Origin of the sequence: Streptomyces sp. NBC_00080 (assembly GCF_045041255.1) — a bacterium.
Lineage (GTDB): Bacteria > Actinomycetota > Actinomycetes > Streptomycetales > Streptomycetaceae > Streptomyces > Streptomyces coriariae.
The window spans coordinates 8,215,965-8,235,925 of the sequence record NZ_CP108235.1; the positions used below are offsets into that span (position 1 = coordinate 8,215,965).

The following is a 19,961-nucleotide window of genomic DNA, read 5'->3' on the forward strand; positions in this document are numbered from 1 at the left end:
CTCACAACTGGCCGACGGCGGTGACCCGGACGACCGCGCGGCCCTCGGCGTCGGAGGCCGTGAGGTCGACCTCCGCGCTGATGCCCCAGTCGTGGTCGTCGTTCGGGTCGTCGAAGATCTGGCGGACCCGCCACAGGGCGTTCTGCGGCTCCTCCTGGATGACGAGCAGCTTGGGGCCTCGCGCGTCCGGGCCGGTGCCGAGGTCGTCGTACTCGTCCCAGTACTTGTCCATCGCCTCGCCCCAGGCGTCGGCGTCCCAACCGGACTCGCCGTCCATCTCACCGAGTTCGGCGACGTGGTCGAGGGCGGCGAGCTCCACGCGGCGGAACATCGCGTTGCGGACCAGGACCCGGAAGGCACGCGCGTTGGCCGTGACCGGCTTGACCTCGTCGGCCTTCTCCTGGGCCTCCTCGGCGGTCATCTCCGCCGGGTTGGCGAGCTGCTCCCACTCGTCCAGCAGACTCGAGTCCACCTGGCGCACCATCTCGCCCAGCCACTCCACCAGGTCCTGGAGATCCTCCGACTTGAGGTCGTCCGGGACGGTGTGGTCGAGGGCCTTGTAGGCGCCGGCCAGGTACCGCAGCACGATGCCCTCGGTGCGTGCCAGCTCGTAGTGGGACACCAGCTCGGTGAACGACATCGCCCGCTCGTACATGTCACGGATGACGGACTTCGGCGACAACGGATGGTCGCCGACCCACGGGTGGCTCTTGCGGTAGGTGTCGTACGCGTGGAAGAGCAGCTCCTCCAGGGGCTTCGGGTACGTGATGTCCTGGAGGCGCTCCATCCGCTCCTCGTACTCGACGCCGTCCGCCTTCATCAAGGCCACCGCCTCACCGCGCGCCTTGTTCTGCTGGGCGGCCAGGATCTGACGCGGGTCGTCCAACGTGGACTCCACGACGGAGACCATGTCGAGAGCGTAGGAGGGCGACTCCGGGTCGAGGAGTTCGAACGCGGCCAGCGCGAAGGTGGACAGCGGCTGGTTCAGCGCGAAGTCCTGCTGGAGGTCCACGGTGAGGCGGACCACGCGGCCGGAGGCGTCCGGTTCGTCGAGCTTCTCGACGACCCCGCCGTCCAGCAGCGAGCGGTAGATCGCGATCGCGCGCCGGATGTGCCGAAGCTGCTGCTTGCGCGGCTCATGGTTGTCCTCGAGCAGATGCCGCATCGCCTCGAAGGCGTTGCCGGGCCGGGCGATCACCGACAGCAGCATCGTGTGCGTGACCCGGAAGCGGGACGTCAGCGGCTCCGGCTCGGACTCGATGAGCTTGTCGAAGGTGTTCTCCGCCCAGCCCACGAATCCCTCGGGCGCCTTCTTGCGCACCACCTTGCGACGCTTCTTCGGGTCGTCACCGGCCTTGTTGAGGGCCTTCTCGTTCTCGATGACGTGCTCGGGAGCCTGCGCCACCACCAGACCCGCCGTGTCGAAGCCGGCCCGGCCGGCCCGGCCCGCGATCTGGTGGAACTCACGGGCCCGCAGGGTACGCACCCGGTTGCCGTCGTACTTGGTGAGCGCCGTGAACAGCACCGTCCGGATGGGCACGTTGACGCCCACACCGAGGGTGTCCGTACCGCAGATCACCTTCAGCAGTCCGGCCTGGGCCAGCTTCTCCACCAGGCGCCGGTACTTGGGCAGCATGCCGGCGTGGTGGACGCCGATGCCGTGCCGCACGTAGCGCGAGAGGTTACGGCCGAACTTCGTGGTGAAGCGGAAGTTGCCGATCAGGTCGGCGATCCGTTCCTTCTCCTCGCGCGAGCACATGTTGATGCTCATCAGTGCCTGCGCCCGCTCCACCGCCTGCGCCTGCGTGAAGTGCACGATGTAGACGGGTGCCTGCCTCGTGACCAGCAGGTCGCTGAGGGTCTCCGTCATCGGGGTGTACCGGTACTCGTAGGACAGCGGCACCGGCCGGGTCGCCGAGCGGACCACCGATGTGGGGCGGCCCGTGCGCCGGGCGAGGTCCTGCTCGAAGAACGACACGTCGCCGAGCGTGGCCGACATCAGCACGAACTGCGCCTGGGGCAGCTCCAGGATGGGGATCTGCCACGCCCAGCCGCGGTCGCCCTCCGCGTAGAAGTGGAACTCGTCCATGACGACCTGACCGACATCGGCGTTCTTGCCGTCGCGCAACGCGATCGAAGCGAGAACTTCGGCGGTGCAGCAGATGACCGGGGCGTCGGAGTTCACCGACGCGTCGCCGGTCAGCATGCCGACGTTCTCCGTGCCGAAGATCTTGCACAGCTCGAAGAACTTCTCCGACACCAGGGCCTTGATCGGAGCCGTGTAGAAGGTGACCTCGTCACGGGCGAGCGCCGCGAAGTGCGCGGCCGCCGCGATCATGCTCTTGCCGGAGCCGGTGGGCGTCGACACGATCACGTTCGCCCCGGAGACCACCTCGATCAGCGCCTCCTCCTGGTGGGGGTAGAGCGTCAGACCACGCTCCTGCGCCCAGGACTCGAAGGCTTCGTACAGGGCGTCGGGATCTGCGGTCGGCGGCAACTGATCGATGAGGGTCACGCCCCCATCTTGCCTGTCCTGGTCCCTGATGGGGGAATCGGATGCCGGTCCGAAGATCACGACCGCTACGCTGTGTCGCCGACGGAGCGTCAACGCACCCGGTCAACTGGACAGCGGCATTCGAGGAATAGGGCGGGCACCGGCCATGATGGGACCAGCACACTCACTGTCGGGCGCGGCCGCCTGGCTCGGCGTCGGTGCGGCCGCCGCCGCGGCCGGGCACACGATGCCCTGGCCGGTCCTGCTCGCGGGTGCGCTGATCTGCGCCGGAGCCGCGCTCGCCCCGGACCTCGACCACAAGGCGGCCACCATCTCGCGGGCCTTCGGACCCGTCTCGCGCTGGCTGTGCGAGATCGTCGACAGGCTCTCCTACGCCGTCTACAAGAGCACCAGGAAGCAGGGCGACCCGCGCCGCTCCGGCGGTCACCGGACCCTGACGCACACCTGGCTGTGGGCCGTCATGATCGGCGGAGGCGCCTCGGCCCTGGCGATCACCGGTGGCCGCTGGGCGGTCCTGGCGCTCCTCTTCGTGCACATGGTGCTGGCGATCGAAGGACTGCTGTGGCGGGCGGCCCGGGGATCAAGCAGCGATGTGCTGGTGTGGCTGCTGGCCGCCACCAGCGCCTGGATCCTCGCCGGTGTCCTGGACAAGCCCGGCAACGGTTCGGACTGGCTGTTCACGGACCCGGGGCAGCAGTACCTGTGGCTGGGGCTGCCGATCGTGCTGGGCGCCCTGGTGCACGACATCGGCGACGCCCTGACCGTCTCGGGCTGCCCGGTCCTGTGGCCCATCCCGATCGGGCGCAAGCGCTGGTACCCGATCGGTCCGCCCAAGGTGATGCGGTTCCGGGCCGGCAGCTGGGTCGAGCTGAAAGTGCTGATGCCCGTGTTCATGCTGCTCGGGGGAGTGGGCGGCGCGGCCGCCCTCAACTACATCTGACGAGCCACCCGACTGCTGCCGTCGGTGGTGGCGACGCCAGCAGTTCAGGTCATCGCCCCGCCGTCGCCGTAGCGCCGCTCGAAGCGGGCGACCCGGCCCTCCGTGTCCACGGTGCGTGCCTTGCCCGTGTAGAAGGGGTGGCTCTCGGAGGAGATCTCCACGTCCACGACCGGGTACGTCTCGCCGTCGTCCCACTCGATGGTCTGATCGCTGCTCGCGGTGGACCGGGTCAGGAAGGCGTAGCCGGCGGTCCGGTCGCGGAACACGACGGCGTGGTAGTCGGGCTGCTTGTCCTGCTGCATGAGAGCTCCTCGTGCGATGGCAATGGCGATGGCGAGGGTGCTGCCGACGGATACGGAGAGGGACACCGCGGCGACGGGTCGGAAACGGCCGGCGCCGCCGGGGACGGGTCAGCCGGACAGGGCGTCCTCGTCGACGATGTGCATCGCGGCCTCCTCGGCGGAGGCCGCCGCGCCGTCGATGCCCACGTCCGTGGCGATCAGGGCGCTCTCCTCGTCCTCGTGGGCTCCCTCGTCCGGCGCCACGAGTCTGCCGGAGCGAGCGGAGCCGACCTCGTTGTCGAGGAGTTCCCCGTCGGTGCCGTCGCAATCGCCGAGGCCGTCGCCGTCCGGCGCACCGGGCTCCGGGACCTCCTCCGCGAGCCGCTGATCAAGGCTCTCGCCCTGTCGGCGCTCCGCGGCGGTCACACCGTCGTGCTCCACCGCCCAGGGACGGTCCGGCGGGGACCAACCGCGATCGAGAGGGTCCTCGACGCCGTCGTTCTCCAGTGTGTCCTCGGCATCGAGCAGTCCCGAGTCTTCCTGGATGTCGGACGCGTCGGGCTGGTAGACGTCGTCCCCCCATCCGTCGGCACTGTTCACGGGTACCTCCAGGGGGTGACGGCCCCGTACTCATCGCGGTCGGCGGCGGGGTGCCGCCGCACGGGGCACCGGTCGAGCGCGGTGTCTTCCGGAGGGATCCCGACTGCCTTCCGCGCGGGTGCCGCTTTCCAGCGTTCCACCCCGCTTCGGGACCGCGCAACGCCAGAGGGCGTACGAAGGCCGCGCCGTGCCGCCTGTGCCCGCGCGCGGGGGCCGCGACCCGAGGCCACCCTCGTCCCCGGGGCACGCAGCTCGCAGCCCCGCGAGGCGTCAACCGAGGGCACCGGCACCGGGACCGGACCGGGCGCCTCCGTCGCCCCAGACACTGACACCGGCACTGGTGCGGGACCAGGCACCGGCCAGGCCCGGACACCGGCGTCGACGCCCGTGCGGGCCCGGACACCGTCCCAGGCACCGGCACCGCAGCGGCCCAGGCCCGGACACCGGCACCGGCCCAGGCACCCGGACACCGGTGCCGGCTCGGGCACCGGTCCAGGCTTCGGCACCGGCCCATACACTCGCGCCGCCCGCGCCGCAGGCGCTCTCACGCCTCGCGCCGGCGCCCGGCGGCCGCCCCCGCCGCTTCGCTCCTCAGTCGTGCCACGACCGCCAGAGTGCCGCGTACGCGCCGTCCGCCGCGACCAGCTCGGTGTGGCTGCCCAGCTCGCTGATGCGGCCGTTCTCGACGACGGCGATGACGTCGGCGTCGTGCGCGGTGTGCAGACGGTGGGCGATGGCGACGACGGTGCGCCCGTCCAGGACGCGGGCGAGGGACCGCTCCAGGTGTCGGGCGGCGCGCGGGTCGAGCAGCGAGGTCGCCTCGTCCAGGACCAGCGTGTGGGGGTCGGCCAGGACCAGCCGGGCCAGGGCGATCTGCTGGGCCTGCGCCGGCGTGAGCGCGACACCACCGGAGCCGACCTCGGTGTCGAGGCCGTCGTCCAGGGCTCGGGCCCAGCCGTCCGCGTCGACCGCGCCCAGGGCCGCCCACAGCTCGGCGTCCTCGGCGCTCTTGCGGGTTTCGGCGCCCTCCGCGCCCTCCGCGGCCGTCGAGGCTTCCTCGCTCGGGTGGAGTCGCGCGTGGGGGAGGGCGAGCCGGAGGTTGTCGCGCAGGGAGCCCACGAAGACGTGGTGCTCCTGGTTGACGAGCGCCACATGGGAGCGGACCCGTTCCGCGGTCATCCGCGACAGCTCGGCGCCGCCGAGGGTGACCCGGCCGTCGCGCGGCGCGTAGATCCCGGCGAGCAGCCGCCCCAGTGTGGACTTCCCCGCACCCGAGGGTCCGACCAGAGCCAGCCGGGTGCCGGGGGAGACCTCCAGGGTCACCTTGCGCAGCACGTCGACGCCTTCCCGGTAGCCGAAGTGGACCCGGTCGGCGTGCACGTCGCGTCCGTCCGGCACGAGCCCGGAGTCGCCGCCGTCCGGCTCGATGTCACGCACTCCGACGAGACGGGCGAGCGACACCTGGGCCACCTGGAGCTCGTCGTACCAGCGCAGGATGAGGTTCACCGGGTCGACGAGCATCTGCGCCAGCAGCGCGCCCGTCGTCAGCTGGCCCACCCCGATCCAGTCCTTCAGCACGAACGCCCCGCCGAGCATCAGGACAGAGCCGAGCACGGTGACGTGCACCATGTTGATGACCGGGAACAGCACCGAGCGCAGCCACAGCGTGTAGCGCTCCCATGCGGTCCACTGCTGGATGCGCTGCTCGGAGAGCGCGATACGGCGGTCGCCCAGCCGGTGGGCCTCCACGGTGCGGCCGGCGTCCACGGTCTCGGCGAGGGCGGCGGCCACGGAGGCGTAGCCGGCGGCCTCCGAGCGGTAGCCGGCGGGCGCCCGCTTGAAGTACCAGCGGCACCCGGCCACCAGCAGAGGCACCGCGACCAGGACGGCCGGCGCCAGCGGCGGCGCCGTGACGACGAGCCCGCCGAGCAGCAGCAGAGCCCACATCACGCCGATCGTCAGCTGGGGCACGGCCTCGCGCATCGCGTTGGCCAGCCGGTCGATGTCCGTGGTGATGCGGGACAACAGGTCCCCGGTCCCGGCCCGCTCCAGCACGCCCGGCGGCAGCCGCACCGAACGTACGAGGAAGTCCTCGCGCAGGTCGGCCAGCATCCGCTCGCCGAGCATCGCGCCGCGCAACCGAACCTGCCGTACGAAGGCGGCCTGGACGACCAGGGCGAGCACGAACAGGGTGGCGATGAGCCCGAGATGGAGTTCGCGCGCGCCGTCCGAGAGCCGCTCCACGAGGTCACCGACCAGCCATGGGCCCACCATCGAGGCGACCGTGGCGACCGTGTTCACGAGCAGGAGGAGCAGAAAGGCGCGGCGGTGCCGGCGCAGGAGTTCGGCCACGTAGGCGCGGACGGTCGCGGGGGCGCCGACGGGCAGCGTGTTCGCCGTCGTCGGTGCCGCCGGGTCGTACGCGGGCGGCGCCACGCCGATCATGCGGTCTCCTCGATCTCTTCGCGCTCGATCTCTTCGCGTTCGATCTCTTCGCGTTCGATCTCTGCGAGTCGGTTGTCTTCCAGGTCCTTCAACGCACCGTTCAGGGAAGGCTCTTCGTCCTTGAGGGCCTTGCCCAGCGCGGCTTCCTCCTCGGTCTCCCTGGTCACCACGGCCCGGTACCGGGGCTCGGAGCGCAGCAGTTCGCGGTGCACGCCCACCGCGACGGCCTCGCCCTCGTGCACGAGCACGACCCGGTCGGCGCGGTCCAGCAGCAGGGGGGACGAGGTGAACACCACCGTCGTGCGCCCCGACCGCAGTTCGCGCAGCCCCTCGGCGATCCGTGCCTCGGTGTGCGAGTCGACGGCGGACGTGGGTTCGTCCAGGACGAGGACCTCGGGGTCCGTGTACAGGGAGCGGGCCAGCGCGAGCCGTTGCCGCTGGCCGCCGGAGAGGGACCGGCCGCGTTCGGTGATGCGGGCGTCCATCGGGTCGTCGGCGTCCAGCGAACCCTGCACGAGTGCGTCGAGGACGTCCCCGCACTGGGCGGCGGCCAGCGCCGCACCCGCGTCGACCGCACCCGAGGCGGGCACGTCGAGCAGGTCGCGCAGGGAACCGGACAGCAGCACCGGGTCCTTGTCCTGGACGAGGACCGAGGCGCGCGCGGAGTCCAGCGGCAGCTCGTTCAGCGGGACCCCGCCGAGCAGTACCGAAGGGGTGTCCTCCGGGGGATGCCCGCCCAGCCGCTCCGCCAGCTGTCCGGCCGCGTCCGGGTCGCCGCACACCACTGCGGTGAGCCGGGCGGTCGGGGCGAGCAGCCCGGTGGCGGGGTCGTACAGGTCGCCCGAGGGAGCGTCGGCCGCGCGGGAGCCGCCGATGTCGGTGACCCGCTCCAGGGACAGCACCCGGGCGGCGCGTCTGGCCGACGGGCGCGAGAAGGAGTAGGCCATCGCGATCTCCTCGAAGTGCCTGAGGGGATAGGCCAGGACCATGACGGAGCTGTAGACCGTGACCAGTTCGCCGACGGTGATGCGGCCCTCGCGGGCCAGGTGGACGCCGTAGCAGACGACCGTGATCAGCAGCAGGCCGGGCAGCAGCACCTGGATGGCGCTGATCAGCGACCACATGCGGGCGCTGCGCACGGCCGCGTGCCGGACCTCCTGCGAGGCGCTGCGGTAGCGGTCGAGGAACAGCTCCTCGCCGCCGATCCCGCGCAGCACCCGCAGACCGGCCACGGTGTCCGAGGCCAGTTCGGTGGCGCGTCCGGCCTTCTCACGCTGGACGTCGGCCCGTCGCGTCGCCGGGGGCAGCAGGGGCAGCACGGCGAGCGCGAGAACGGGCAGGCCCACGGCGACCACCAGGCCGAGCGCCGGCTGGTAGACGACCAGGCCGACGCAGACCAGCAGGACCGTGAGGGCCGCGGCGGTGAAGCGGGACACCGCCTCCACGAGCCAGCCGATCTTCTCTACGTCTCCCGTGGAGACGGCCACGACCTCACCGGCCGCGACCCGCCGGGTCAGCGCGGAGCCGAGCTGTGAGGCCTTGCGGGCGAGCAGCTGCTGCACCCGGGCGGCGGCGGTGATCCAGTTGGTGACGGCGGCGCGGTGCAGGAAGGTGTCCCCGATCGCGGTGGCGGCACCGCACAGGGCCATCACGCCGCCGGTGAGGGCGAGCCGGGTACCGGAACGGTCCACGACGGCCTCGATGGCGAACCCGACGCAGAACGGCTGCGCCGAGACCGCGACGAAGTGCAGCAGCCCCCAGGCCAGGGACTTGAGCTGGCCGCCCAGCTGGTTGCGGCCGAGCCACCACAGGAAGCGGGGTCCCGAGCGTGCGTCCGGCACACCCGGGTCGGGGTACGGAAGGTCTTGGATCTGCATGACGTCCCAGTGGCTCGAGTCAGGGGGTAGGGGGAGAAGGAGACGGGGGAGAAGGCGACGGGGAGGGGGGAGGCGCGGACGGACGAGCGGGAAGGTCAGCGGGGAGCGGCAACAAACCGTGCAAGGTTCGCGTCGCAGCGTGGTCAAAATCAACCGGTTTTCCATGGCGGCGGCCGGATCCGGCAGCTGTCCGACACGGCCCGGATGTCCGGAACCTGCCGCTGACGCCCGGAAAGTGGTGCGAGCATGGGCCGATGCGACATGGCTGTGCGCGGCGCGCGGGAGCCGCTCCGATGGTCTGTGGCCTGCTGCTCGCGGCCTTGTCCGCGTGCGGTGGTGCGGCCGTGCAACACGGGAGTGACGGTATGTCGGGAGCGGCCGGTGGGAGGGGCGGGACCCCGTCGAGCGCCGCCCCGACGACCGGCGTCCCGGGCGTCGGTGACCGGCTGCAACGGCGGATCCCCGCCGTTTCCCGCCAGGTTGTGGCGGTGTACGGCGACGGGAAGGGCTCCGCGGACGCCACGGTCGTGCTCTACGCCAGAAGGGGACCGTCCTGGGAGCGCGTCCGGAGCTGGCGGGGGCACAACGGCAAGAAGGGCTGGACCGCCGAGCACCACGCAGGCGACAACCGCAGTCCGGTCGGCGTGTTCACGCTCACCGACGCGGGCGGTGTCCTGGCCGATCCCGGCACCCGGCTGCCGTACACGCGGTCCGCTTCGTTCGCGGCGCCGCGCTGGTGGGCGCGGTCGCACTGGCATGACTTCGACTACGTCATCGCCATCGACTACAACCGCGTCAAGGGTGCCCCGCCCGACGATCCGACGCGGCCCGAGGGTGAGGAGAAGGGCGGGGGGATCTGGCTGCACCTGGACCACGGCAGCGGCACGTCGGCCTGCGTCAGCCTGCCCCGGGCGGCGATGGAACAGCTGCTGCGCACCCTCGACCCGGATCGGCATCCGGTGGTGGTCATGGGGGACAGGGCCGCGCTGAAGGCCTAGTTCTCGCGGCGGAGGCGTCATTGCGGGGAACGGTCGACTCCCCGTAGAACACCGGCCATGAGAAGCCGGATTATCATGTCCATGCTCACCGGAGGGATCCTCCTGGCGGGTACCGTCCTGGGGAGCGGCACGGCGCGAGCGGATGCCTCCCCGTCCTCCCCGTCCTTGTCGTCCCCGCCGTCCTCGTCCGCTTCGGAGTCGGAGTCGGAGTCGGCGTCCGCGTCAACGTCGGCGTCCGCTTCGGCCGAGGTCCCCGCCGAGTTCGGGAGCGACTGGCACGACCCCCTCACCGCCGCCCCGCCCGTGACCAGGCCCCATGCCAAGACCTGCCAGGTCACCCTCGCCGAGGCGCAGTTCCGCGACTTCACGCCGTACCGGGGCTCGTACACCCCGCCGGACGGCTGCGGCGGCCGCTGGAGCAAGGTGGTGCTGCGCCTCGACGGCAAGGTCAAGGGGCGGCAGTTCGACCGGCTCGGCTATCTGCACGTCGGAGGCGTGGAGATCTTCCGCACCTCGACGCCCGAGCCGTCGCCCGACGGGATCGAGTGGTCCGTCGAGAAGGACGTCACCCGCTACGCCGACACGTTCCGCTCCGCCCGGGACGTGGAGATGCTCATCGGCAACGTCGTCGACGACACCTACACGGGCGTGATCGACGTCAAGGTGACGCTCACCTTCTACGTGGGGAAACCGGCCGCGTCCGCCGCCGATCGGGTCCTCACCCTGGCCGACGGTCCGGGCGGCACGACCCTCACCACGCCCCGCAACACCGAGCGGCTCGTCGCCGAGGTGTACGCCACCGGCTCGGGCGGCGGGTGCGAGGAGTACTGGTATCTGACCGTGCCCGCGACCGCGCCGTACTCCTGTCGGTCGGACGACGGGCCCTATCGGGAGGTGCAGGTCGAGATCGACGGGCGACCGGCCGGAATCGCCGCCCCCTTCCCGACCGTCTGGACCGGCGGTTGGTCCAACCCCTTCCTCTGGTACGTGGTTCCGGGTCCCCGGGCCTTCGACATCAAGCCGATCGAATACGACCTGACCCCCTTCGCCGGGATCCTCAACGACGGCCGTCCGCACCGTGTGGAGGTGTCCGTCGTCGGAGTGTCCGAGGGCCAGAGCGGCTGGAGCACGCCCGTCAACGTGCTTGTCTGGCAGGACCCGGGGAAGACCGTCGTAGGCGGCGGGCTCCTGACGCACGAAGCGGGCGAAGTCGCCGACTCCGCCACCTACACGCCCGGCACGGAGCACCGCGTCGACACCGAGGGCGGGCACCGCCTGACCGTCTCCGGGTACCTCGACACCTCGCACGGACGCGTGCGGACCACCGTGACCCGCGTCCTCGCGAACACCTCCGCGCACCGTTGGACCGACGGTGAGGCGGTGGACGGCCTCGACGCCACCTGGACGGACGAGGAGTCGGTCACCGTCGACGGCCGCGGACCGGCCCGTACGACGCGCACCCACCGGACCTACACGATGAACGGCACCACCACCCTCGGCGCCGACGACCGGCTCCGCACCGTGCTGACCCTGGGTGACCGGGCCGACTCGGTGACGACCCGGAACGGCCGACGCACGTCGTGGTCACGGCTCGACGACACATACACGGGTGATGCCACCTTCACCGTCAACGTGCCCCGGGATCAGCGCCATGCCGTCGGTACGACGAGTGAGCGCTACCGGCTGTACGGCTCGGGCGGCTGCTACGACCGGCGACTGGCCACGAGGCAGGGGGTGCTGACCGAGGATCACGGAGGCTGCTGAGTCGGGAACGCGTGCGACGCGTCACTCGAGGCGGGATTTACACAGAGGAAACGCGCAGGTCTCGTGCGCGATCAACGGCACGTTCACAGTGATCGCTACGGAAGCCGCTTTCCGCATCGCAGAAGTCCTGTCCGTCCCCGTCAGGCTTCCGCGTGCCGCCATCCCCCCCAAGGAGTGCCCGTGCCGCCGTCCGTCCCGTCCCTGCCGCGACGCGTCGCACGCATACTGCGTACCTCACTCTTCGCGCAGGTCGCCTGCGCGCTCGTCCTCGGAATCGTCGTCGGAAAGCTGTGGCCCGACGTGGCCACGGATCTCCAACCGCTCGGCGACGGTTTCACCCGGCTCATCAAGACCGTCATCTCGCCCCTGGTGTTCTGTGTGGTCGTCGTCGGCATCGCCAAGGCCGGTGATCTGAAGGCCTTCGGCCGGATCGGGCTCAAGGCCCTGATCTGGTTCGAGGTTGCGAGCACGCTCGCGCTGGTCATCGGGCTGCTCGCCGCCAACATCGTCCAGCCCGGCTCGGGGATGAACGTGGACCCCTCCACGCTGGACACCTCGGCGGTCGACGCGAAGACGGGCGGCGGTTCGCTGCCCTCGACGACCGAGTTCGTCGTGAACGCGCTGCCCACCAGCTTCATCGGCGCCTTCGCGGAGAACTCCCTGCTCCAGGTGCTCATCCTGGCCTGTCTGGTGGGCGCCGCGCTGCTGCACCTCGGCCACACCAGGGTGCCGAAGGTCCTGCCGGCCGTCGAGCAGGCGCAGGAGATCATCTTCGCGATCGTCGGCTTCGTCATGCGGCTGGCGCCGATCGCCGTGTTCGGCGCGATGGCCGTCCTGATCGGCAACTACGGCCTGGGCGTCATCGAGACCTACGGCAAGCTGATCGTGCTGTGCTACGTGGCCGCCGCCCTGTTCATCACGCTGCTCGCCGTCGCCCTGCGACTGGTCACCGGCCTGAGTCTGTGGAAGTTCCTGCGCTACATCCGCGAGGAGATGCTCCTCGCGCTCGGCACCGCTTCCACCGAGTCCGTCATGCCGCGTGTGATGCAGAAGCTGCGCAAGGCCGGCGCGCGCGACGACGCTGTGGGCCTGGTGCTGCCCACCGGCTACTCCTTCAACCTCGACGGTGCCTCGCTCTACCTGTCCATCGGCACCCTGTTCATCGCCCAGGCGGTGGGCGTGGACCTCGGCCTCGGCCAGCAGATCACCGTGATCCTGGTGCTCATGCTCACCAGCAAGGGCATGGCCGGCATCCCCGGCTCGGCCTTCCTCGCCCTGTCCGCGACCGCCTCCTCGCTGGGGGCCATCCCCGCCGGCGCCGTCGCCCTGCTGCTGGGCGTGGACCGCATCATGGACTCGATGCGCGTCGTCACCAACCTCCTCGGCAACTGCGTGGCGGTCTTCGCCGTCTCCCGTTGGGAGGGTGCGCTGGACCTGGAGCGGGCCAGGAAGGTCCTGGACGGCGAGACCGTCGTCATGCCGGACGAGGAGCCGGGCGGCCCCGCGAAGCCGGTGGGGTCGCAGCGTCCGGAAGGCTCCGAGCGACCCGAAGGCTCCGGGCAGTCGGAGGGTCCGGCCGGTCCGGCCGGTTCGGTGAGTCCGGAGGGTTCGGAAGCGGCGGGTGGGATACCGGTGGTCGTCTCCGCCGGGTCCGGGTCCGGGTCAGGGCCCGCCAAGGAGACCGCCCCCGAGGCCGGTTGACCGGACGACGCCGACGCGTCAAAGTGCCGTGGCCGCCCCTCCAGCAGTACGGAGGGGCGGCCACGGCACGTTCTCACGGGTTCAGCAGGTGCGTCCCTGCTCCCGTGCTTGCCCTTGCCCCTGCCCCTGCCCCTGCCCCTGGCCGTGTCCGTGTCCGTGGTCATGCTTCGGTCCCCGTTCCGGGTTCACGTCCACCAGTGCGTCCAGCAACCCGCTCAGTACCTGGCGTTCGAGGTCCGTCAGCGGATCCAGGATCTCCTCCGCGGCGGACATCCGTGCTCCTCGCAGCTGCCGCAGGGCCTTGCGGCCGTCCTCCGTGAGCTCGATCCGGATGACCCGCCGATTGGTGGGGTCCGGCACCCGCCGCACCTTGCCGCTCCCCTCCAGCCCGTCGACCAGGGTCGTGATGGCCCGGGGTACCACCTCGAGCCGCTCGGCGAGGTCGGCCATGCGCGGCGGCGAGTCGCAGTGCGCCAGTGTGCGCAACAGCCGGGCCTGGGCCGGGGTGACGCCGAGCCCGCTCCGCTCCAGGTGGTGCTTCTGGATGCGGTGCACCCGGCGCGTGAGCCGCAGCAGCTGCTCCGCGAGCAGGCTGTCGGAATCGGGGGTGGTCATGGGGGAACAATATCAGGACGCCGTTCATTGTGAGTATAGGTAACAATGAGCTATGCTCCGTCAGTCCTCATCGTCTCACCCTCCGTAGGAGCCATGCCCCGCGACCACATCGACTGGACCCCCTCGCCCGGCACCTCGACCGAACAGCCCCGGCAGGTGCGCCGCATCCTCACCCTCTTCAAGCCCTACCGTGCCCGGCTCGCGGTCGTCGGCCTGCTGGTCGCCGCCGCCTCGCTGGTCGGCGTGGCCACCCCGTTCCTGCTGAAGGAGACGCTGGACGTCGCCATTCCCGAGGGGCGCACGGGCCTGCTGAGCCTCCTCGCCCTCGGCATGATCCTCAGCGCCGTCCTGGGCGGTGTCTTCGGCGTCCTTCAGACCCTGATCTCCACGACCGTCGGCCAGCGCGTCATGCACGACCTGCGGACGGCCGTCTACGACCGCCTCCAGCGGATGTCCCTCGCCTTCTTCACGCGCACGCGTACCGGCGAGGTCCAGTCCCGCATCGCCAACGACATCGGCGGCATGCAGGCCACCGTCACCTCCACCGCCACCTCCCTGGTCTCCAACTTCACCAGCGTGGTCGCCACCATCATCGCGATGGTCGCCCTCGACTGGCGGCTGACCGTCGTCTCGCTGCTCCTGCTGCCGGTGTTCGTGTGGATCAGCCGTCGCGTCGGCAACGAACGCAAGAAGATCACCACCCAGCGGCAGAAGCAGATGGCCGCGATGGCCGCCACGGTCACCGAGTCGCTGTCTGTCAGCGGCATCCTGCTCGGCCGCACCATGGGCCGCTCCGACTCCCTCACGCGGTCCTTCGCCGACGAGTCCGAGCAGTTGGTCGACCTCGAGGTGCGGTCGAGCATGGCCGGGCGCTGGCGCATGGCCGTGATCGGGATCGTCATGTCCGCCATGCCGGCGGTCATCTACTGGACCGCGGGCATGGCCCTCCGGGTCGGCGGCCCCGATGTCTCCCTCGGTACGATCGTCGCCTTCGTCTCGCTCCAGCAGGGCCTGTTCCGCCCGGCCGTCAGCCTCCTGTCGACCGGCGTGCAGATCCAGACCTCCCTCGCGCTCTTCCAGCGCATCTTCGAGTACCTCGACCTGCCCATCGACATCACCGAGCAGGACGATCCGGTCCGACTCGACCGGATCAAGGGCGAGGTCCGCTTCGAGGGCGTCTCCTTCCGGTACGACGACAAGGGCGGGCCCGTCCTCGACGGCATCGACATCGACGTCCCCGCCGGCGGCAGCCTCGCGGTGGTCGGCCCGACGGGCGCCGGCAAGTCCACGCTGGGCTATCTGGTGCCGCGCCTGTACGACGTGACGGGCGGCCGGGTCACGCTCGACGGCGTCGACGTCCGTGACCTCGATTTCGACACCCTCGCGCGCGCTGTCGGCGTCGTCTCGCAGGAGACGTACCTCTTCCACGCCACGGTCGCCGACAACCTGCGCTTCGCCAAGCCGGACGCCACCGACGAGGAGCTGCACGCGGCCGCCCGGGCGGCGCAGATCCACGACCACATCGCCGCCCTGCCCGACGGCTACGACACGGTCGTCGGTGAGCGCGGCCACCGGTTCTCCGGCGGCGAGAAGCAGCGGCTGGCCATCGCCCGCACCATCCTGCGCGACCCGCCGGTGCTGATCCTCGACGAGGCGACCAGTGCCCTCGACACCCGCACGGAACAGGCCGTCCAGGACGCGATCGACGCGCTTTCGGCGAACCGCACCACGCTCACCATCGCCCATCGACTGTCCACCATTCGGGGTGCCGACCAGATCGTGGTCCTCGACTCCGGCCAGGTGGCCGAACGGGGCACGCACGAGGAGCTGTTGGAGCGGGACGGACGGTACGCGGCCCTGGTGCGACGGGACGCCCGTCTGGAGCCGACAAGATGACAGTATGGCAAGTTGCGACGGTTTTGTGACGATATGAGGGTTACCGTGCCCGCATGCAGATGAACACTCCGCCACGGAGCACGATTCGACTGACGCGCCGGGGCCGTCTCGTCCTCATCGCGACCGGAGCCGTCGTGGCCGGCACCGCCGTGGCGGTGCCCCTGCTGAGCCTGGAGAGTCCGAAGGAGAAGCCGAAGCCGGCGACCCTGGTCATCCCGGAGGGCTGGCGCGCGAGCCAGGTCTACGAGGCCGTCGACAAGGCGCTCGCCCTGCCGGCCGGCACCACCAGGAACGTGCTGCCGAAGGCCGGGCTGAAGCTGCCGAACGACGCCGAGGGCAACCCGGAGGGCTACCTCTTCCCGGCGACGTACCCGCTGGACAAGAAGGCGACGCCGCAGACGCTGCTCTCCTACATGGTCGACACCGCCAACAAGAAGTTCAACGCGCCGCCGACGGCGGCCGGCGCCCAGCGCAACGCCATGAACGTCTATCAGACGGTCACCATCGCCAGCCTCGTGCAGGCCGAGGCCGCCACCAAGGCGGACATGGGCAAGGTGGCCCGGGTCGTGTTCAACCGCCTGGAACGCGGGATGCCGTTGCAGATGGACTCCACCATCAACTACGCGCTGAACCGCTTCACGCTGAAGACGACGGAGACCGACACCCGTGTCGAGAGCCCCTACAACTCCTACCAGCGCATGGGCCTGCCACCGACGCCGATCGACAACCCCGGCGAGGAGGCGATGCGCGCGGCCATCAGTCCCACGCCGGGCGACTGGCTGTACTTCGTCACGGTCAAGCCGGGCGACACGCGCTTCACGGCGAGCTACGCGGAGCACCTGCGCAACGTCGCCGAGTTCAACCGGAACCAGCAGAGCCCGGCGAGCCCGCATCCGCGCGGGCAGAGCCCGCGGAGCCAGTCGGCGGCGGCCGGGTGACCTGGCGTGGCATCAGGCGGCGGCCGGCTCCTCCGCGAGGAGCCGCCGGATGTCCCGTACGGCCGCGCGGCCGGCCCGGTTGGCACCGATGGTGCTGGCCGACGGCCCGTAGCCGACGAGATGGACGCGGGGATCGGCGAGGGCGCGCGTGCCCTCGACCCGGATCCCACCGCCCGGCTCGCGCAGCCGCAGCGGCGCGAGATGGTCGATGGCGGCCCGGAAGCCCGTCGCCCACAGGATGACATCGGCGGTGACCCGCCGCCCGTCGTCCCACTCCACGCCGTCCGGAGTGATCCGGTCGAACATGGGCAGCCGGTCCAGCACCCCGTCGGCGAGCCCCTGCCGGATCGCGTCGTTCAGCGGCAGTCCCGTCACGGACACCACGCTCTTCGGCGGCAGCCCCTGCCGCACCCGCTCCTCCACGAGCGCGACGGCGGCGCGGCCCGCGCCCTCGTCGAAGGGCCCCTCCCGGAAGACGGGGGGCCGCCGCGTCACCCACATGGTCTCCGCCGCGTACGGCGCGATCTCCAGCAGGTGCTGGGTGCCGGACGCACCACCGCCCACCACGACCACCCGCAGCCCGGCGAACGCCTCGGGGCCCGGATACCGCGCGGTGTGCAACTGCCGGCCGCGGAAGGTCTCCTGGCCGGGGTAGCGCGGCCAGAACGGCCGGTCCCAGGTGCCGGTGGCGTTGATGAGGGCCCGCGTGGACCACGTACCGTCCGAGGTCTCGACGACCAGCCGCCCCCCGGTGCCCTCACGCACCGCCCGCACGTCGACCGGGCGCCGTACGCGCAGGTCGAAGGCCCGCTCATAGGCGGCGAAGTACTCGGCGACGACCTCGGACGACGGTCGGGCGGGATCCGCACCCGTCAGCTCCATGCCGGGCAGCGCGTGCATCCCGTGCACCTTGCCGTACGTCAGCGAGGGCCACCTGAACTGCCAGGCACCGCCGGCGGCGGGGGCGTGGTCGAGCACCACGAAGTCGCGCTCCGGCGCGAAACCGGTGCGCCTCAGGTGATAGGCGGCGGCCAGACCCGCTTGGCCGGCGCCTATGACGACCACCTCGACCTCACGCAAGCTGTTCACGCCCGCACCAACAGAAGGGTCGGCGTGGATCTTCCCGGTCCGCCTGTGAGATCGGACTCGGCACCGGCGTATGAGTCAGGATGGGGGGCATGTCAGATGCGTTCACCACCCGAGTTCTGCACATCTCCTCAGGCTCCCGGGAGAGGGTCGTCGACCTGACCGGGGACTGCGCGGCGTTCCTGCGCGAGGTGGCCGCCGGGCGCGGCGGCCTGCTGAACGTCTTCGTCCCGCACGCCACGGCCGGAATCGCGATCATCGAGACGGGCGCCGGAAGCGACGACGACCTCCTGGCCGCGCTGCACACCCTCCTCCCCGCCGACGACCGCTGGCAGCACCGGCACGGCAGCCCCGGCCACGGCCGCGACCACGTCCTCCCGGCCTTCGTCCCGCCCCACGCGACCCTGCCGGTCGTGGACGGACGTCTGGAACTGGGCACATGGCAGTCGGTGTGCCTGGTGGACACCAACAAGGACAACCCCGACCGCCAGGTGCGGTTGAGCTTCCTGGGGTGAGTGAGGGTCCTTCGCCCCGTGGGAGAAGTTCGATGCGCACCGGGCATCGAGGGCGGCGGCCCCCGCTGGGCTAGAGTCTCGCCTCATCCTCGGTCGGATGTTCTGCCCGGGACTGTGCGCTGGGGGTACGGCACGTGGGGCTCGAACGAATGGAACTGCCCGGGTACGAGATCCAGGAGATCCTGGGTCAGGGTGGGTTCGCCACGGTGTACCGGGCCAGGCAGTTGGCCGTGGGCCGGGAGGTCGCACTGAAGGTGGACAGCAGGACCCTGTCCACACCGCGCGACCGGCAGCGCTTCCTGCGTGAGGTCACCGCGGCCGGGCAACTGTCCGGGCACCCGCACGTGGTGCCGGTGTACGACGCCGGGGTGCTTGCCGACAACCGTCCTTACATGGTTCTGGAGTTGTGCCCCGGCGGCTCGCTCGGCGACCGGCTGCACCGGCAGGGACCCCTGCCGCTCAAGGAAGCACGCGAGATCGGCGTGGGCCTCGCGGACGCGGTGGCGGCCGCTCACGCGGCCGGGGTGCTGCACCGCGACATCAAGCCCGGCAACGTCATGGTCAACCGGTACGGCGGTGTGGCCCTCACCGACTTCGGGCTGGCCGCCATGCCCCGGCCGGGGCGGGAACTGTCCGTGACAAGGGAGGCGCTGACCCCCGCGTACGCGCCGCCCGAGGCCTTCCACATGGCGGAACCCACCCCGGCCGGCGATGTGTACTCACTGGCCGCCACCGTCTACGCCCTGCTGCGCGGCTGTCCGCCGCACTACCCGGACGACGGGACCCAGCTCAGCCTCGCCGAACTGATCGTGCGCCACACCTGGCCGTACCCCGCCCTGCCCGGGGTACCGGCGGCCCTCAACTCGGTTCTTCGGCACGCCGTGACCTCGGACCCGGCCCGGCGACTGTCCGACGCGGGCGCGTTCCGGGACGCTCTCGCCGCCGTCGATCTCGATGATCCGGACACCCTCGACGCGGGAGGCGCCGGCGGCTTCGGACCGGCATTCGGCACCACCACCGCTCCGTCGTACCGGGATGCGTCGCCCGCTTCGTCCACAGGGCCGCGCGATGTGGCTCTTCCGTACGGGGGCGCCCCTCCGCCGCCGTCCCTCCGCGACGCGAGCCGGACGACCGCGGCCGTCGGGCCGGGCGGCGACGGTGACGGCGACGGTGGGCGGAAGGGATCGCGGCGCCCCCGGCTGATCGCCGTACTGGCCGCCGTGGCCGTCTCGGTGAGCGTGTCGGTCACCGTGGTGACGTATCAGAACGGCCGGCAGGACCGCGGGGGCGAGGGCTCTCCCTCGACCTCCTCCTCCGCCACGGCCGAGGGCAAGGGCGCGTCCGGCTTCGGAGGGGTGGCGACCACGACGGAGAACTGCCCCGCGACGGGCGTCGACGGCGTGGGCGGCCGATGTGTCGCGAGCCCCGAGTGCTGGAGCGGCATCACGGATATCTCGGGCATCGTGACCGTCAGCCGAGCGGACTGCCGGACCAGGCATGTGTGGGAGACCTTCGCCATCGCCCCGCTGCCGCAGGACGGCACGACGAACAACGCGCGGGATCTGATCAAGCATCCCGACGTGAAGGCGCTGTGTTCGCAGCAGGTCATGGCCGAGTCCATGGTCGATGGTGGCCGCGAGGTCGCGGACGAGTGGAACGTCGACATCCTCCCGCCGACAGCGGTGGAATGGGACAAGGGGCTGCGCGTCTTCCGCTGCGTGGCCGCCGCGGTCACGCAGGACGGTGAGAAGACCGGGAGCCAGTTCGCCGTGCCGGGGTGAAAGGAGGCG

The 19,961-nt window shown here is 71.2% G+C and carries 15 protein-coding genes; 8 read left to right on the forward strand and 7 right to left on the reverse strand.

Translation table 11 applies throughout. The features are described 5' to 3' along the window. Position 1: 1 nt before the first annotated feature. Positions 2–2,515 (reverse strand): RNA helicase, encoded by a 2,514-nt coding sequence (locus OHU34_RS36745; protein WP_142269047.1) that lies wholly within the window; start codon positions 2,513–2,515, stop codon positions 2–4. A gap of 145 nt (positions 2,516–2,660) precedes the next feature. Between OHU34_RS36745 and OHU34_RS36750 the strand changes: the two genes are divergently transcribed. Then, positions 2,661–3,455 carry a metal-dependent hydrolase gene (locus tag OHU34_RS36750; protein WP_405770399.1) on the forward strand — a complete coding sequence of 265 codons (795 nt, stop codon included), beginning with the start codon at positions 2,661–2,663 and terminating at the stop codon, positions 3,453–3,455. 44 nt (positions 3,456–3,499) lie between these two features. On the opposite strand, the gene OHU34_RS36755 is transcribed toward OHU34_RS36750, so the two are convergent. The 4 genes from OHU34_RS36755 to OHU34_RS36770 all read right to left on the reverse strand — a co-directional run bounded on the left by OHU34_RS36755 (position 3,500) and on the right by OHU34_RS36770 (position 8,658). Continuing rightward, a complete protein-coding gene (locus OHU34_RS36755; protein WP_028806163.1) occupies positions 3,500–3,757 on the reverse strand; it encodes a type B 50S ribosomal protein L31 in 258 nt (85 codons plus the stop codon). A gap of 108 nt (positions 3,758–3,865) precedes the next feature. Next, positions 3,866–4,336, reverse strand: a complete 471-nt coding sequence (locus tag OHU34_RS36760) for a DUF5709 domain-containing protein (RefSeq protein ID WP_054240566.1) — start codon at positions 4,334–4,336, stop codon at positions 3,866–3,868. Positions 4,337–4,927: 591 nt separating this feature from the next. Beyond that, a complete protein-coding gene (locus OHU34_RS36765; RefSeq protein WP_405770403.1) occupies positions 4,928–6,781 on the reverse strand; it encodes an ABC transporter ATP-binding protein in 1,854 nt (617 codons plus the stop codon). Then, the gene (locus tag OHU34_RS36770; RefSeq protein WP_142269044.1) at positions 6,778–8,658 is read right to left on the reverse strand and encodes an ABC transporter ATP-binding protein; all 1,881 of its coding nucleotides are present in this window, start codon (positions 8,656–8,658) and stop codon (positions 6,778–6,780) included. The genes OHU34_RS36765 and OHU34_RS36770 overlap by 4 nt, the downstream gene beginning before the upstream one ends. A gap of 293 nt (positions 8,659–8,951) precedes the next feature. Here OHU34_RS36770 and OHU34_RS36775 point away from each other — a divergent pair, with 293 nt between their 5' ends. The 3 genes from OHU34_RS36775 to OHU34_RS36785 all read left to right on the forward strand — a co-directional run bounded on the left by OHU34_RS36775 (position 8,952) and on the right by OHU34_RS36785 (position 13,121). After that, positions 8,952–9,656, forward strand: a complete 705-nt coding sequence (locus tag OHU34_RS36775) for a L,D-transpeptidase family protein (RefSeq protein ID WP_405770405.1) — start codon at positions 8,952–8,954, stop codon at positions 9,654–9,656. Positions 9,657–9,713: 57 nt separating this feature from the next. Next, positions 9,714–11,420 (forward strand): peptide-N4-asparagine amidase, encoded by a 1,707-nt coding sequence (locus OHU34_RS36780; protein WP_405770408.1) that lies wholly within the window; start codon positions 9,714–9,716, stop codon positions 11,418–11,420. Positions 11,421–11,600: 180 nt separating this feature from the next. Continuing rightward, positions 11,601–13,121: a cation:dicarboxylate symporter family transporter gene (locus OHU34_RS36785; protein ID WP_405770411.1), complete on the forward strand. Its 1,521-nt coding sequence runs from the start codon at positions 11,601–11,603 to the stop codon at positions 13,119–13,121. An 81-nt stretch (positions 13,122–13,202) separates the two neighbouring features. On the opposite strand, the gene OHU34_RS36790 is transcribed toward OHU34_RS36785, so the two are convergent. Continuing rightward, on the reverse strand, positions 13,203–13,736 hold the full coding sequence (locus tag OHU34_RS36790; RefSeq protein ID WP_405770413.1) for a MarR family winged helix-turn-helix transcriptional regulator: 534 nt from the start codon (positions 13,734–13,736) through the stop codon (positions 13,203–13,205). Positions 13,737–13,829: 93 nt separating this feature from the next. Between OHU34_RS36790 and OHU34_RS36795 the strand changes: the two genes are divergently transcribed. After that, positions 13,830–15,632, forward strand: a complete 1,803-nt coding sequence (locus OHU34_RS36795) for an ABC transporter ATP-binding protein (RefSeq protein ID WP_142269040.1) — start codon at positions 13,830–13,832, stop codon at positions 15,630–15,632. A gap of 53 nt (positions 15,633–15,685) precedes the next feature. Continuing rightward, positions 15,686–16,570: an endolytic transglycosylase MltG gene (mltG, locus tag OHU34_RS36800; protein ID WP_142269039.1), complete on the forward strand. Its 885-nt coding sequence runs from the start codon at positions 15,686–15,688 to the stop codon at positions 16,568–16,570. A 12-nt stretch (positions 16,571–16,582) separates the two neighbouring features. Here the strand turns inward: mltG and OHU34_RS36805 are convergent, their stop codons facing one another. After that, positions 16,583–17,659, reverse strand: a complete 1,077-nt coding sequence (locus OHU34_RS36805) for an NAD(P)-binding domain-containing protein (RefSeq protein WP_230196851.1) — start codon at positions 17,657–17,659, stop codon at positions 16,583–16,585. An 89-nt stretch (positions 17,660–17,748) separates the two neighbouring features. Here OHU34_RS36805 and OHU34_RS36810 point away from each other — a divergent pair, with 89 nt between their 5' ends. Together OHU34_RS36810 and OHU34_RS36815 are read left to right on the forward strand one after the other, a co-directional pair. Continuing rightward, positions 17,749–18,171, forward strand: a complete 423-nt coding sequence (locus OHU34_RS36810) for a YjbQ family protein (protein ID WP_142269037.1) — start codon at positions 17,749–17,751, stop codon at positions 18,169–18,171. Positions 18,172–18,305: 134 nt separating this feature from the next. Beyond that, on the forward strand, positions 18,306–19,952 hold the full coding sequence (locus OHU34_RS36815; RefSeq protein ID WP_405770418.1) for a serine/threonine-protein kinase: 1,647 nt from the start codon (positions 18,306–18,308) through the stop codon (positions 19,950–19,952). Positions 19,953–19,961 lie beyond the last annotated feature (9 nt).

Coding starts and splice junctions, on each gene's coding strand:
- OHU34_RS36750 (WP_405770399.1), top strand. CDS start 2,661: ATGATGGGACCAGCACACTCACTGTCGGGCGCGGCCGCCTGGCTCGGC.
- OHU34_RS36755 (WP_028806163.1), bottom strand. CDS start 3,757: ATGCAGCAGGACAAGCAGCCCGACTACCACGCCGTCGTGTTCCGCGAC.
- OHU34_RS36765 (WP_405770403.1), bottom strand. CDS start 6,781: ATGATCGGCGTGGCGCCGCCCGCGTACGACCCGGCGGCACCGACGACG.
- OHU34_RS36770 (WP_142269044.1), bottom strand. CDS start 8,658: ATGCAGATCCAAGACCTTCCGTACCCCGACCCGGGTGTGCCGGACGCA.
- OHU34_RS36775 (WP_405770405.1), top strand. CDS start 8,952: ATGGTCTGTGGCCTGCTGCTCGCGGCCTTGTCCGCGTGCGGTGGTGCG.
- OHU34_RS36780 (WP_405770408.1), top strand. CDS start 9,714: ATGAGAAGCCGGATTATCATGTCCATGCTCACCGGAGGGATCCTCCTG.
- OHU34_RS36790 (WP_405770413.1), bottom strand. CDS start 13,736: ATGACCACCCCCGATTCCGACAGCCTGCTCGCGGAGCAGCTGCTGCGG.
- OHU34_RS36795 (WP_142269040.1), top strand. CDS start 13,830: ATGCCCCGCGACCACATCGACTGGACCCCCTCGCCCGGCACCTCGACC.
- mltG (WP_142269039.1), top strand. CDS start 15,686: ATGCAGATGAACACTCCGCCACGGAGCACGATTCGACTGACGCGCCGG.
- OHU34_RS36810 (WP_142269037.1), top strand. CDS start 17,749: ATGTCAGATGCGTTCACCACCCGAGTTCTGCACATCTCCTCAGGCTCC.